Origin of the sequence: Simplicispira hankyongi (assembly GCF_003570885.1) — a bacterium.
GTDB classification, from domain to species: Bacteria; Pseudomonadota; Gammaproteobacteria; order Burkholderiales; family Burkholderiaceae_C; genus Simplicispira; species Simplicispira hankyongi.
In genome coordinates this window covers 120,757-134,025 of sequence record NZ_QXJC01000007.1, presented here as the reverse complement: position 1 = coordinate 134,025, position 13,269 = coordinate 120,757, and the positions used below count along the sequence as shown (strand labels likewise).

Here is a 13,269-nt window from a genome sequence, read left to right as displayed (position 1 = left end):
AGCGCTGCGCCCGCGCCGCCGGGCAGTGCCGGCGCAAACCCCCTCTGGCAAGGCGCGTATCGCGACGGGTCGCTCGTTTTTTAAGAGCTATTAGCGCTTATGGGTTAAGCGTTAGAGCCCTATTTTCTTGTATTTTTCTGGCTCCTGGCGCCTGGGTTTGCGATGGACCGCGCGTACTCTGCCGCGCGGGCAGCGTGGCCAGCCACGGCTGTGGAGGCGCCGGGCATGTTCCTTCTATTCCTGCTGCGATGGCGGCCGTTCGCCTACCGTCTGCTCGATGGCACCGCACAGGCTGCGGCCATCGGGCCCTTTCAGGTCGATGCGGATCTGGTCGCCCAGTTGCAAGAAACCGGTGCTGGTCTGGCCGCCGCGCTGCGCCTCCCAGTGGCGCCGGTCGAGCAGGCTGGCGCAGGCGCTTGACGCGTTGGGGGCTTCCTTGCCCCCTGGCGCAGCGCGCAGCGGGCCGCTGCAGACAATGCTGCCGGCACCCAGGGCGCGGGTGCGGGCGGCGTGGGCCATCAGTTCGCCAAAACTCCAGGCCATGCCCGCGGCGGCATCGCACAGGCCGAGCTTGCGGCCGTTCAAGGCCGATTGCACGGTGAGCCGCAGCCGGCCTTGGTCCCAGGCAGTGCCAAGTTCATCGAGCGTCACGGCGACCGGGCTGAAGGCGGTGGCGGGGCGGCTGTGCTGCGCACCCGCGCCGGCTGCGCGCTCGGCCGGTTCGATCGCACGCAAGGCCACGCTGTTGGACAGCATCAGCAGGCGCACCGCATCCAGGGCTTGGCCGCTGGTGCTGGCAGCGGCGAGCGCCCCTGTGACGACGGCCAGGCCAGCGCCGAAATCGAGCTCCATGCCGACGGCGCTGGCGGGCAGCGGGTGGCAGGCGCCGGCGAGCGCATCGCCCGCAAGCTGCTGGAGCACGGGCGCTGCGGCGGGCGCCACGGGCCCGTCCGGCAAGGGCGACACCGCCTCCAGGCACTGGAAAGCGCGTGGCAGCGGCGCCAGGCACTGCTGCGGGTCGAAGGCAAAGGGGTGGCGGGCGCGGCCGGCGTTCAGTGCGTCGTAGAGATCCTGCAACTGCGGGGCGAAAAACCCCCAGTCGTCGAGCACCTGCTGCAGGCGGTTGGCGATACCGGTGGCGTAGTGCGCGCTGGCCAGATCGCGCGAGACGACCACCAGTTGGCCGTCGCGCGACCCGTCTTGGAGGGTGGCAAGTTTCATGGATGTCTTGACAGGTGAAAGGGCCCTGCGGCGCCAATGGCCGACTGCAACGCGGGGATGGTAGCCGAGCCGCCGGTCTGCGCCGGGCCCGCAGTGGTAACGTTGCCGGTATCCATGATTCCTCGCCGACCCCTGTTGCTTCTCGTCGCGCTGGTGCTGGCGCTGCACGCCCTAGTGCTCGCTGGTATTTCCGCCCACAGCGCATTCCCCGACAGCAGGGAACAGCCACAGGTTTTCGAGACGCGTACCGTCGCGCTGGCGGCGCCGGAGCCTGCTGCAGCGCCCGTGCCGGCGGCACGAACCAAGGTGCGCCCCCCCCCCACAAGAAAGCCTCGCCCGCGCCGAGCCCCCGCCACGGTTGCCACCTCCCCGGTGGTGCCCTCCCCGGAACCTGCACAGCCAGCCGCCATGCCTGACGCAGCGTGGGCCCCACCCGGTCCGGACGAGCCGCTGGCGCTGGGTGCCAGCGCAGACGCACCCGAAGAGCCCGCCAGCGCCGCAGCGCCGCTGCTGCCCGACGGCGCGGCGCCTGCGCCTGCATCGCCACCGGCATCGGCACCCGCCACTGGCGCCCCGATCGCGGGCGCGGGCGCGGGCGCGGGCGCGGAAGCCTCGTCCGCCGCGCCCCCTGCGGCCCCAGCCAGCGCCGCAGCACCCGCAGCCGTCCCGCCCCATGCCGCACAGGCCGCCAGCGCACCCGTGCAATTGCCTCCGCCAGCCAGGTTGGACTTTGAGGTCACCGGGCGCGCCAAGGGGTTTGCGTACCACGCCAGTGCCGAGCTGCTGTGGCAGCACGACGCCACCAGCTACAGCGCGCACCAGGAAATCCGGGTGCTCTTCCTCGGCTCGCGCTCGCAGGACAGTGTGGGCAGCATCACCGTGCATGGCCTGCAACCACGGCGCTTTGGCGACCGCTCGCGCAGCGAGAGCGCGGCCCACTTCGACTTCGCGAACCACCGTGTCACTTTCAGCGCCAATACGCCCGCCGCACCGATAGAGGCGGGGGCACAAGACCGCTTGAGCGTGTTCCTGCAGCTCGGCGGCATGCTGGCAGCGGCTCCGGAGCGCTATCCCGCGGGCACCCGGATGGCGATGACCACGGTAAGCGCACGCGGCGCCGACGTCTGGACCTTTACCGTGGAGGGCGAGCAGACCCTGGACCTGCCCATCGGCACGCTGCGCGCCGTGCAGCTGCAGCGCTTGCCCCGGCGCGACTACGACCAGAAGGCGCAGCTCTGGCTGGCGCCCAGCCTGGGCTACCTGCCGGTGCGCATTCGCCTGACCGAGGCCAACGGCGACTTTGCCGAGTTGAACCTGCAAAGCCGCGAAGCCCCATGAGCGACATCAGGCGCGGCCTGTAGGCGCAAACAGACAGTTCCAGAAGACATCACACCGCCTTGAACTCTGGCGCGTCAGATCCATCTGACAATGGTCCAATGGACGCAACCTGGGAGGAACGCCATGAACATGCTCTACGACTCGGATTCTTTTGTGGTGGTGCACATGCTGCCTGATGCCGACCGTCTGGAAGATGACTCCAAGGACGAGGCGCAGCCGCCGCAACTGGCCCGGCACGGGTTTGAAATCGTCGACAAGCGCACCGGCAAGGAGGTCTACCTGGACGGCTCCTGGGCCGAGATGTTCCAGTTGCAAATCCTGGCCTGGCAGCGAGAAGCCCCCACGCAGGAAGAAGTGGAAGACACGCTGGAGGGCTACACGGGCCTGGCACAGCACCCGGTGGTGGTGCACTGAAATTATTGCTAAAAAGTGCCTCTAGCGCTTATGGTTATTGCGGTAGCAGCTCTATAAAACATAGCAATCAAGTAGGTGCGCCGCGCCGCTTTTTCATGTCCTGCGCCATGGCCTCCAGGGCCACGGCGCTCATGGCGGCGCGGGCCGCCGGGTAAACCAGGTTTTCCTCCAGGCCAATGTGCTCGGCATAGCCGGCGGCAAACGCCGCCAGCGCAGCCTCTTGCGCTACCGAAAACTCCGTGATGCGGCCTTCCGCCAGCGCCAGCAGCGCAGCGCGAGCGAGTGCCCAGCGCCCGGCCATGGCAACGTGGTCTGCCTGCAGGCGCGCCACGGCAGCCTGGATACCCGGCTCCTGGCTCGCCTGCAAGGCCGGGAAGACGTGCCGCTCCTCGTCTTCGTGGTGCAGCGGCGCCGCGATGTCAAAGTAGCGCAGCACATCACGAGCGGCACTTTGCGCCGAAGCGTCACAGCCCGTCGCTAGCAAGTGCTCGCGCAGCCGCTGCAGCAAGGCCAGCGTGCGCTGCACGCGCTCGTGGCAGGCCTCCAGCATCTCGAACGGGGTATCGAACCCCACGGCCGGCGCACCAAAGCCTGGCAGGGGGATACCGCGGGAAGGACTCGCCACCGTCAGCCAATCTGCACCGCGTGGCCACTGCGGTCGAAGGGGATCAGGCCGGTATGCACGCCGCGCTTGATGGCGTCCACCATGCGCTCAAGCGGCGCCTCGGCGTCCTCGCTGGTGGGTGCGCGGTTGAGTGTCCCGGAAAGCGCGGCAGCAAACACCAGGGCCCATTCCTGACCAAACTGCGCGGCTTCCTGCACCAGGGTATCGAACGAATCGAGCTCATCGGGCGCCTTGTCCACGCACATCTGCGGCACCAGCGCGCCGCCTTCGCCCTGGGCAAAACGCTCGCGCTGCTCGGGCGTGGCGTCGTCGGGCAATTCCACGCCGGCAAACACGAACAGCAGGCGCTGGGGCTCAGCCTGGGCGCGTGCCGCCTGCAAGAGCTCATCAAAACGGGAGATTTCCATACCGGGGCTTCCAAAGTTCAATAGAAAAAGGCAGCTCGGTCAGCGCTGTTCAACGCCCAGCACCGAGCAATAGGACGCAGGCTGCGGGCGCACGCGAGCGCGCTTGGGCGCAACCACCGTGCCGATGTTGACGAAGCACAGCGCCTGCTGGGACTCATTCAGGCCAAACAACGCGCGCAGCGCTGCCGAACCCAGGGCCTTGCCGCTGGTGAGCGCAGAGCCAAAGCCCTGGGCCGTGGCCATCAGCAGCAGGTTTTGCACCGCGCAGCCGGCCGAGACAATGCGCTCGGCGGGCTCGATGTCGGCGTCGCCGCACGCCAGGTCGACGACCACCAGCAGCAAGACAGGCGAACGAAAAGCCTTCTCACGCGCCTGCTCCACCTGCTCGGGCGTGGCCTGGCCATCGCGCGTGCGCAAGGCCTCGCCAAAAGCGTCGGCAAGGGCGCTGCGGGCGTTCTGCGGCACCTCAATCAGGCGCCAGGGCTGCAGTTGCCCATGGTCGGGGGCATGTGCGGCAGAGGCCAGAATCTGCGCCAGTTGCGCATCACTGGGCGCGGGAGCCCCCAGGCGCTTGGGCAGTATGGTCTGGCGCGCCTGCATCAGGGAAGCGGCAAATGCGGCGCATTCCTGACCAGATGCCAGCGCAGCGGGAGTGACCTCGTCCTTCATGCCGCCATTGTCACCCGGCGCGTCCGTCGGGCCGCAGCCGGCCATACCATGACCCCAGGCGCAACGCCCAAACCAGGGAAATAGTCGCCCACAGCATGGCCGCCAACGCCAGCAGAGCCGGCGCAGCAGCCCCCCCAAGCGCAGCCGCGACGCGCAATACCGTGGCCAATTGCAGCAGGTTGAACAAGGCCCATAGCACGGAGTCGGCCACCTGCGAGCGGCCGCTGTTTCCGCAGGACACCCTTGTCACCATCGCCAGCATCAGCGAGGCCAGGCACCCCATGGTCAGTGCATGCAAGGCGCCAAGCTGCCACTGCGGGTGCCCCAACAGCGCTGCGCCACGGGCAACGCCGTGGAGCACAAAGGCCAGGCCCAACCAGGCAAACCCAAGATAGAACATGCGCAGCAGGCGGTTGTGCAGACTTTGCCGCTTCGCCCACCCCCAGGCGCGCCACAGCAGCACGCCGCCAAGCGCCAGCTCCAACACGCCGTGCAGCAAGGTCCAGGCCCCTACCCACTCGGTTGCGGCCGCAAGAACGGCGTCCACCCAAACCGCCAACGCCTCAAAACCCGCCGCCCCGGCGAGCAGCGCCAATGCGCCCCATGGATGGCCCTCGTCTGGGCCAGGCGGCGAGAAGAAAGGCAGCATGCGGTGCGCAACCGTGACAAACACCAGCGCAGCGAAACCCCACAGAGCGCTCAACACAAACTGGCGCGCCAGGCCCCATTCGCCAAGGGCCACGCTCGCCGCAAGGCCTGCCGCGCAGCTTGTGCCCACGACAAAGGCCACGCCCACCATGCGTGCGTGCTTCTGGTCTTGCGCCCGGCTGCACAGCAACAGGCGCCAGAACGACACCGAGATCCACGCCATGGCGGTGCACGCAAGCACGGCGCCGGCACACGCGGCAGCACGGCTCGCGTGCGCGCCGCCCAGCCAGACCAGCCAGCCGCCCGCGAGCAACGTCAGCGGCGCACGCAGCACGCGCACTGGCCGTGGCTCGACACGCAGCCACTTCGGCCCTGCTGTAAAAAGAAAGCCCGAGAAAAATAGCGGAAAAAACCCAAACACCATCAAGGCGGCGTGGGTCAGCGACACTGGCACGGCACCCGCATGCACGGCCACATTCGATAGTTGGCTCACTTGCAGCCAAGCCCACCACAGGCCCGAAGCAGCCAATAGCACCATGGCGAGAAAGAACGCCAGCCGGTGCGGTGCCAGCAACAGGTGGCGAGGGTGCCAGCGCAAGTCCAGTCCGGCCAGCGCCTCGGGCGCGGGCTTTGCGGAGCCAGGCTTTACCGGCACGCGGCGGGGTGCAGGCTTAGCCGCAAGAACCCAGGTGGCCGCACTGGGTGCAGTAGTCGCAGCCGTCCTTGCGAATCATGGCGTGGGCGCCGCATTCACTGCATTTCTTGCCGGCCATGACCGGCGGGACCGCTGTCAACACGCCTTCGCTGGCAGTTGCCTGCTCTTCGCTGTGCAGAGGCCGGGCGCGCCGGGCGAGGATGTTCTGGATGGCGTAGGCAATGGCCGCCACCTCGGAGTCGTGCCACATCGGCACCTTCGTGCCATCGGCCTTCTGGTGCGTGCCCAGGCGCACGGGTCCGCGGTCCCAGGCGACCTTGCGCATGTCGCTGAGCGCTCGCTCCAGAAAACCGCCACGCGCAGCGAGTGACAGCAGGCGCATGCTCGATGTCACCCACTGCTGCGATTCGCCACTTTGGCCAACAGGCATGAAGAATTCGATGGCGCGGTCCACCAGCCCCCCGGTCTCAGGGTCCGGCACGGGCAGGAAAGACACCACCAAGTACAGGCGCTTTTGTCCTTCTTGCGTCCAGTAGTCGACCTTTTCGGCAACGGCGGACAAAGCGCCTTTAGGGCGGCTCTCGATCACCGTGCGCATGGGGTCCACCGGTGCGGGTGCGGGCGTGATCTGCCCGGCGCTCTCTGGCGCTGCGTGGACCTCAAGCACCGAGCCGAGGATGTTGTTGGGCCGGTAGGTGGCCAAACCCTTGAGCTTGGCGCGCCAGGCCTGCAGGTACAGGCCCTTGAAATCTTCGTAGGGATAGTCGGCCGGGATGTTCACCGTCTTGGAGATGGCGGTGTCCACGAAGGGCTGCACCGTTTTCATCATCGCAATGTGGCCTTCGGCCGACATTTCCAGCGCGGAGACGAAATAGTCGGGCAACTGGTTCACGTCGCCCCCCAGCTCACGGTACAAGCGCCAGGCGTGATCTTCGACCGCGTATTCGGCCATGGAGCCATCGGCTTCGCGCTTCTTGCGCTTGTACATCCAGGAGAACGGCGGTTCGATGCCGTTGGAGGCATTGTCGGCAAAGGCCAGGCTCACAGTCCCCGTAGGCGCAATCGACAGCAGATGGCTGTTGCGGATGCCGTGTTTGCGGATGCGCGCTTTGAGCGTTTCGGGCAGGCGGCTAGCAAACGTGCCTGTTTGCAAATAGCCATCGGCCTGGAACTTTGGAAAGGGACCTTTTTCAATGGCCAAGTCGACCGATGCGGCGTACGCCGCATCGCGCATATGCTCGGCGATGCGCGCCGCCATGGCACGGCCCTCGTCTTGGTCGTAGCGAACACACAGCATGGCCAACGTGTTGCCCATGCCGGTAAAACCCACGCCAATGCGGCGCTTGGCATGCGCTTCCTCGCGCTGCTGTGGCAGCGGCCAGAACGTGACGTCGAGCACGTTGTCGAGCGCGCGCACTTGCAGCGCCACGGATTTCTCGAACGCGGCGAAGTCGAAGGCGGGCACGCCGTCGAAACCGAAGGGATGGCGCACGAAACGCGTCAGAATGATGGGGCCGAGGTCGCAGCACCCATAGGACGGCAAGGGCTGCTCGCCACAGGGGTTGGTGGCGTTGATGTCCTCGCAATAGTGCAGGTTGTTGTCGGTATTGATCTGATCGAGGAACAGGATGCCTGGCTCAGCGAAGTCGTAGGTGGACTTCATAATGGTGTCCCACAGCTCGCGCGCCGGCAGGCTTTCGTAGACCCATTTGCCATCGGCGCGCTGGTAGGCACCCGCCTGCATCACGGTAGCGCCGGGCCGCGACTTGTGCACCAGTTCCCAAGGCTGGTCGTCCTGCACGGCCTGGACAAAGGCGTCGCTCACGCCGACCGATACGTTGAAGTTGTTCCAGCGACCGGGCGTGCGCTTGGCCGTGATGAAATCCATGACATCAGGATGATCAATGCGCAGCACGCCCATCTGGGCGCCGCGGCGTGCGCCAGCACTCTCGACCGTGGAACAAGACTGGTCAAACACGTTGATATAGCTGCAGGGCCCCGAGGCCATCGAATGCGTACCCTTGACCTCAGCGCCGCGCGGGCGGATGCGCGAGAAGTCGTAGCCGACACCGCCGCCGCGCCGCATGGTCTCGGCGGCTTCGCGCAAGGCCTCGTAGATACCGGGGAAGCCTTCGTCGTCCACGCCCTGGATGCAGTCGCCCACGGGCTGCACGAAGCAGTTGATCAGCGTCGCCTGGATGTCGGTGCCGGCAGCGCTCATGATGCGGCCCGCGCCGATGGCGCCCGCATGCATGTTGGCGAGAAACAGGGCTTCGTATTTGTCCCGCTCGCCCTCGGCTTCGACAGAAGCCAGGGCACGCGCCACGCGGCGGAAAAGATCTTCGGCGCTGGTTTCCCCCGGTTTGAGATACTTTTCCTGCAACACATCAAGGCTGATGGGTTGGGTGGCCGTGACGTCCTGCGCGCGGCCCAAGTCTTCTCTCTTCATGGTGGGAGTCCGTTGGTGGTATGAGAAAAACGCGCTGCGGAGCGCATCGGGCGAAGTCCACCCACTGCAAAAAGTGGGCTCGGAAAGCCGACGAAGTTTAGCCCTTTCGGGCTAACTCGGCATCCCAGAAGGCCTTCACTTTTTATGCTAGTCCGTGCACCAAAAGCCGAGTGTTCTCAAGACTGGCAGGCACTTAGCGTGAACTGTTCGCAGAGAATATTTTTTAAAATTTTTCACCGGTCTCGGGATTTTCATCCGACAGAACCTGGCCATCGTGCTCAACATAGGGGTGGTAAGGGCCTGTACCGCTGTGCGTGGCTACCGACGCCGCTACGAAACCTCCGCTCTCGACGTCGAACACGTGCACTTCGCCATCTTCGATCACGTAGTGCCAGCCGTGCAAGCTGATTTGGCCCTCCACTACACGCCGACGCACCATGGGGTAATCCATCAAGCGTTCGAGTTGCAGCACCACGGCACGCTGCTCGGTACGCCGTAGGGCGTCCGGTGTGGGAACCACCGGAAGCGCAGCATCGCGCCCCAGCTCTAGCCAGCGGCGCAGGTTGTTGGCCTCTGCCGGGACTTCCTCGTACAGTGCCTTGATAGCGCCGCAGTGGCTGTGCCCACACACCACGATCCGCTCGACTTGGAGGCTGAGCACGGCAAATTCGATTGCTGCTGCCGTGCCATGGTGACCGTGCGAGCCGTCATAAGGGGGCACGAAGGCCCCTACGTTGCGCACCAGAAACAGCTCTCCCGGGCCTGCGCCCGTAAGCAAGTACGGCAGCAGGCGCGAGTCCGAGCACCCGATGAACAGCGTCGTCGGGTGCTGGCCGTCTTCAACCAGCGTCTTGAATTGTTGCCGATACTGGGGAAACGCGTCGCGGTTGAAGCTGCGCAAACGGTTCAGCAGAGCGTCGCCTGGCATGCTGGCGTCACTGCACCAGCGGCGAATCCGCACCTTCCATGTCCACACCCTCAATCTGCGCCGCACCTGTGAGCACCTGCAGGTACTGTCGCAGGGCGTTCACCCAGGTTTGCTGGCGCAGACTTTGCGCGGCCGCGCTTTTCACGGCTTCGAACGCCGGGCGTTCGCCGGCTTGGCGTGCCACGACCTCGACCACGTGCAAACCAAAGCGGCTGTGTACCAGGCGAGCGAGTACGCCGATTTCGTTGGTGCCAAAAATATCGCGTGCAAATTCGGGCGCACAGTCGTTGCGAGTGAGCCAGCCCAGGTCCCCGCCAGCGGCACCGCTCGGGCAATTCGACCATTGCTTCGCCGCAGTTGCAAAGGTCGCACCGCCATCATCGGCGCAGCGCAGTTCGATCAATAACGCTTCGGCGCGCAGACGCAGCAGCGTGACGTCCACCCCTGGGGTGACGGCAAACAACACGTGGCGCAGATGCACCCGCTCCCCTTGGCCAAACGCGGCGGGATGCGCGTCGTAGTAGCGCCGACAGGTATCTTCCGATGGCTCGTCGATACGCAACTGCTGCTCCAGCAACTGTTCGATGGCGAGCGACGCAGCTTCGCTGGTGCTTCCATCGGTCAGTGGTGCATCGGCCATATCCAGCAACCCAGCCTTTTGAGCTTCCTGGCGCAAAAGCTCGGTGCAGGCACGCTGGCGCAGAGCTTCCTGGTCCAGTACCACATCCGCGTCGTGCAATGCCACACCATTGACGCGTGCAAGGCGTACATGGGCTGGAATGTGCGCCGCTTGCATGGGAGCTGGCTCGGACGCCAAGCTCACCGCAATAGCGTCGTACGCCGCCTGCTGTGCATCGCTGAGCACCTTGTTGGCGCTCGGCGTGTCCGAGCAGCCGCAACTGCCTGATCCGCATCCACTCATCTCATGCTCCTGTTTGCCAACGATCAGGCGCGATGCGCTGGGTTGTTATTGCCCGCGGGCACATTCAGCCGACGGGCGCGCACCAACTGGTAAGGCCGCAGAACATACCCGAGAGAGGCAAAACCGCTCCAGACATGTACCAAACGCGTGAACGGGAAAATCAAAAACACCGTCATGCCCAAAAACATGTGCAGCTTGAAAATCACACTGGCGGGCGCCAACAGTTCAACGGCACCACTGCGGAACGTGACAATGCGCTGGCCCCATTCGGCCAGCAACATCATCATGGAACCGTCGAGGTGCTGTGCCGACAAGGGAATGGTGGCCAGCCCCAGCGCCAACTGAACCCACAGCAGCAGCAGCAAAACGATGTCGCTGGTCTTGGACGTTGCCCGGATGCGCGGGTCCGTCAGGCGGCGGTGCAGCAGGAGCGTGAGACCGATAATTCCGAGCGTCCCAGCCGTGCCGCCACTGATCATGGCCAGCAACTGCTTGGAGCCTGCGGCAATGAAAGGCTCATAGATGAAATGGGGCGTAAGCATGCCGACAAAGTGCCCGAAGAACAGAAACAGCACCCCCACATGGAACAGGTTGCTGCCCCAGCGCAGGCTACCCGTTCGCAGCAATTGGGACGAATCGCTCTTCCAGGTGTACTGGTCACGGTCAAAACGGACCCAGCTACCGGCGAAAAAAACCGTCAGACAGATGTAGGGGTAGATACCAAACAACAGGGTATCGATCCAGGGGGTGGAAGTCATAGGGAGGCTCCTTCGGATGCACGGGGATTGCGGACGAAATGCAGCGGCTGTGCGGTTCCAGGACGCGCCTGGCCTTCGGTGCTGCAACCACCAAAAACCTCTGGTTCAGCCCAGGCTTCATCGATTTCTGGCTCTTCTGGCAATGGCACAGCCTGCACCTGTTGGCCCGAGACTTCGAGCACTGCTGCGATCACACTGGCGTACGGGCTCTCGCGCGTCAGCAAGGCGCTGAACACCAGGGTAAGGATGTGCGCCATTTCGGCAAGAAAATCACGCGCGACATCGGTCGGTTGGGTGGAAGCGAACTCCAGCACCACCGACAAATGGTCGGGCAATTCAGGCGCCTCGAATTGCAGCCCTGCACGCTCGTAGGTCTGCAACAGGTCGATCAAAGCTGGGCCGCGGTCGCGCGAATCGCCATGCACATGCTCGAACAGATGCAGCGAGGTCTGGCGACCCCGATCGAAGGTATCGACGTAGCGCGCTTCGGCGTCCATCGGGTCCTGGCGCGCAATCTGCTCGCACAGAGCCTGTAGCTCATGCAGACGTTCAGGTGTCAGCGCCTGTTCGGCCGCAAGTGCGTCGGCCAGCTGCGGCAGCACCGCACGCAATTCTGCATCCGGGTAGCCGATCAGCCGCCCCAGCGCACGCAAGGTCAGGCGCAAGGATGCGGGTGGTTTATTGAACATGATCCGTTCCTTAAACCATCGCCTTGATCGGGATGGTGCGCGGCTTCTTCCCGCCAAAGATGCTGACATCGGTGGAGCCATCAGAGCAGCCATTGCCAAACGAGAACCCGCAACCGCCGCGCACGTCAAAGGTGTTTTCGGCGTATTCACGGTGCGTCGATGGGATGACGAATCGGTCTTCGTAGTTGGCAATCGCCATGGTTTGGTACATGTCCTCGGCCTCGTGCAGCGTAAGGCCCACCTGCTTGAGAACTGCCAGGTTTTGGCGCTGGTCGACATGCTTCTCACGCTGGTAGGCGCGCATGGCCAGCATGCGCTCCAGTGCGCGCACCACAGGCGCTGTGTCGCCAGCGGTCAGCAGGTTAGCCAGGTACTGCACGGGGATGCGCAGTTGCGAGACATCCGGAATCTCTCCGTTGGCACCCACGTGCCCGGCGTTGGCTGCAGCCGTGATAGGCGAGAGCGGCGGCACGTACCACACCATGGGCAGCGTGCGGTACTCGGGGTGCAGCGGCAGGGCCACCTTCCATTCAACGGCCATCTTGTACACCGGGCTCTTGCGCGCAGCCTCCATCCACATGTCGGGAATGCCGTCGATGCGCGCTTGCTTGATGATCTCGGGGTCGTTAGGGTCCAGGAAAATATCGAGCTGCGCCTGGTACAAGTCGCGGTCGCGCTCTACGCTGGCGGCTTCCTGGATGCGGTCTGCGTCATACAGCAGAACGCCCAGGTAGCGGATGCGGCCCACACAGGTTTCCGAGCACACCGTAGGTTGGCCGGCCTCGATCCGCGGGTAGCAGAAGGTGCATTTCTCGGCCTTGCCGCTCTGCCAGTTGTAATAGATCTTCTTGTACGGGCAGCCCGAGATGCACATGCGCCAGCCGCGGCACTTGTCCTGGTCGATCAGCACGATGCCGTCTTCCTCGCGCTTGTAGATCGATCCCGAGGGGCACGATGCCACGCAGGCCGGGTTCAGGCAGTGCTCGCACAGACGCGGCAGGTACATCATGAAGGTGTTTTCGAACTGGCCGTAAATATCCTTCTGGATATTGTCGAAGTTCTTGTCCTTGCTGCGCTTGGAGAATTCACCGCCCAGAATTTCTTCCCAGTTGGGCCCCCATTCGATCTTTTCCATGCGCTTGCCGGTGATCAGGCTGCGCGGACGGGCCGTTGGCGGCGCCTTCATTTCGGGCGCTGACTGCAAGTGTGCGTAATCGAAGGTGAAGGGCTCGTAGTAGTCGTCAATCTGCGGCAGGTTGGGGTTGGCGAAGATGCGCATCAGCAGCTTCCACTTGCCCCCCTGGCGCGGAATGATCGAGCCATCGGCCGTGCGGCTCCAGCCGCCATTCCACTTGTCCTGGTTCTCCCATTCCTTGGGGTAGCCAATGCCTGGCTTGGTCTCGACGTTGTTGAACCAGGCGTATTCCATGCCGGGCCGGCTGGTCCAGACGTTTTTGCAGGTGACAGAGCAGGTGTGGCAACCAATGCACTTGTCCAGATTCAGCACCATGCCGATTTGTGCGCGAATTTTCATCGTGTTCTCCTG

At 64.6% G+C, this 13,269-nt stretch carries 13 protein-coding genes; 2 read left to right on the top strand and 11 right to left on the bottom strand.

Features of this window, described 5'->3' with window-relative positions; genetic code table 11:
- Positions 1-234: 234 nt before the first annotated feature.
- Entirely contained in the window at positions 235-1,221 is a 987-nt protein-coding gene (locus D3F03_RS14245; RefSeq protein ID WP_119110088.1) for a fumarylacetoacetate hydrolase family protein, read from the bottom strand.
- 408 nt (positions 1,222-1,629) lie between these two features.
- On the opposite strand from D3F03_RS14245, the gene D3F03_RS14240 reads away from it, so the two are divergent.
- On the top strand, positions 1,630-2,559 hold the full coding sequence (locus tag D3F03_RS14240; protein WP_342769326.1) for a DUF3108 domain-containing protein: 930 nt from the start codon (positions 1,630-1,632) through the stop codon (positions 2,557-2,559).
- Positions 2,560-2,682: 123 nt separating this feature from the next.
- Positions 2,683-2,973, top strand: coding sequence for a BTH_I0359 family protein (locus tag D3F03_RS14235; protein ID WP_119110087.1), 291 nt, complete (start codon positions 2,683-2,685; stop codon positions 2,971-2,973).
- 67 nt (positions 2,974-3,040) lie between these two features.
- On the opposite strand, the gene D3F03_RS14230 is transcribed toward D3F03_RS14235, so the two are convergent.
- From D3F03_RS14230 to narH, 10 genes are all read right to left on the bottom strand, one after another.
- Positions 3,041-3,523 carry a hemerythrin domain-containing protein gene (locus D3F03_RS14230; protein ID WP_119110086.1) on the bottom strand — a complete coding sequence of 161 codons (483 nt, stop codon included), beginning with the start codon at positions 3,521-3,523 and terminating at the stop codon, positions 3,041-3,043.
- A 77-nt stretch (positions 3,524-3,600) separates the two neighbouring features.
- Positions 3,601-4,005, bottom strand: a complete 405-nt coding sequence (locus tag D3F03_RS14225; protein ID WP_119110085.1) for a ribonucleotide reductase subunit alpha — start codon at positions 4,003-4,005, stop codon at positions 3,601-3,603.
- A 39-nt stretch (positions 4,006-4,044) separates the two neighbouring features.
- The gene (locus D3F03_RS14220; RefSeq protein ID WP_119110162.1) at positions 4,045-4,674 is read right to left on the bottom strand and encodes a nitroreductase family protein; all 630 of its coding nucleotides are present in this window, start codon (positions 4,672-4,674) and stop codon (positions 4,045-4,047) included.
- A gap of 10 nt (positions 4,675-4,684) precedes the next feature.
- Positions 4,685-5,977, bottom strand: coding sequence for an NnrS family protein (locus tag D3F03_RS14215; RefSeq protein WP_245960633.1), 1,293 nt, complete (start codon positions 5,975-5,977; stop codon positions 4,685-4,687).
- Between the two features lie 16 nt (positions 5,978-5,993).
- The gene (locus D3F03_RS14210; RefSeq protein ID WP_119110084.1) at positions 5,994-8,426 is read right to left on the bottom strand and encodes an adenosylcobalamin-dependent ribonucleoside-diphosphate reductase; all 2,433 of its coding nucleotides are present in this window, start codon (positions 8,424-8,426) and stop codon (positions 5,994-5,996) included.
- A gap of 223 nt (positions 8,427-8,649) precedes the next feature.
- The gene (locus D3F03_RS14205) at positions 8,650-9,354 is read right to left on the bottom strand and encodes a carbonic anhydrase (RefSeq protein ID WP_119110083.1); all 705 of its coding nucleotides are present in this window, start codon (positions 9,352-9,354) and stop codon (positions 8,650-8,652) included.
- Between the two features lie 7 nt (positions 9,355-9,361).
- Positions 9,362-10,276, bottom strand: a complete 915-nt coding sequence (locus tag D3F03_RS14200) for a peptidylprolyl isomerase (protein ID WP_119110082.1) — start codon at positions 10,274-10,276, stop codon at positions 9,362-9,364.
- Positions 10,277-10,299: 23 nt separating this feature from the next.
- Complete coding sequence (gene narI / locus D3F03_RS14195; protein WP_119110081.1) at positions 10,300-11,034, bottom strand: respiratory nitrate reductase subunit gamma; 735 nt, start codon at positions 11,032-11,034, stop codon at positions 10,300-10,302.
- Complete coding sequence (narJ, locus tag D3F03_RS14190) at positions 11,031-11,723, bottom strand: nitrate reductase molybdenum cofactor assembly chaperone (RefSeq protein ID WP_119110080.1); 693 nt, start codon at positions 11,721-11,723, stop codon at positions 11,031-11,033. Before narJ ends, narI begins: the two co-directional genes overlap by 4 nt.
- Positions 11,724-11,733: 10 nt before the next feature.
- A complete protein-coding gene (narH, locus tag D3F03_RS14185) occupies positions 11,734-13,257 on the bottom strand; it encodes a nitrate reductase subunit beta (RefSeq protein WP_119110079.1) in 1,524 nt (507 codons plus the stop codon).
- Positions 13,258-13,269 lie beyond the last annotated feature (12 nt).

Excerpts from the sequence above, each read along its gene's own strand:
- D3F03_RS14240 (WP_342769326.1), top strand. The coding sequence starts at position 1,630 with ATGCCTGACGCAGCGTGGGCCCCACCCGGTCCGGACGAGCCGCTGGCG.
- D3F03_RS14235 (WP_119110087.1), top strand. The coding sequence starts at position 2,683 with ATGAACATGCTCTACGACTCGGATTCTTTTGTGGTGGTGCACATGCTG.
- D3F03_RS14225 (WP_119110085.1), bottom strand. The coding sequence starts at position 4,005 with ATGGAAATCTCCCGTTTTGATGAGCTCTTGCAGGCGGCACGCGCCCAG.
- D3F03_RS14205 (WP_119110083.1), bottom strand. The coding sequence starts at position 9,354 with ATGCCAGGCGACGCTCTGCTGAACCGTTTGCGCAGCTTCAACCGCGAC.
- D3F03_RS14210 (WP_119110084.1), bottom strand. The coding sequence starts at position 8,426 with ATGAAGAGAGAAGACTTGGGCCGCGCGCAGGACGTCACGGCCACCCAA.
- D3F03_RS14220 (WP_119110162.1), bottom strand. The coding sequence starts at position 4,674 with ATGAAGGACGAGGTCACTCCCGCTGCGCTGGCATCTGGTCAGGAATGC.
- D3F03_RS14200 (WP_119110082.1), bottom strand. The coding sequence starts at position 10,276 with ATGAGTGGATGCGGATCAGGCAGTTGCGGCTGCTCGGACACGCCGAGC.
- narI (WP_119110081.1), bottom strand. The coding sequence starts at position 11,034 with ATGACTTCCACCCCCTGGATCGATACCCTGTTGTTTGGTATCTACCCC.
- D3F03_RS14230 (WP_119110086.1), bottom strand. The coding sequence starts at position 3,523 with ATGCTGGAGGCCTGCCACGAGCGCGTGCAGCGCACGCTGGCCTTGCTG.
- narH (WP_119110079.1), bottom strand. The coding sequence starts at position 13,257 with ATGAAAATTCGCGCACAAATCGGCATGGTGCTGAATCTGGACAAGTGC.
- D3F03_RS14245 (WP_119110088.1), bottom strand. The coding sequence starts at position 1,221 with ATGAAACTTGCCACCCTCCAAGACGGGTCGCGCGACGGCCAACTGGTG.
- narJ (WP_119110080.1), bottom strand. The coding sequence starts at position 11,723 with ATGTTCAATAAACCACCCGCATCCTTGCGCCTGACCTTGCGTGCGCTG.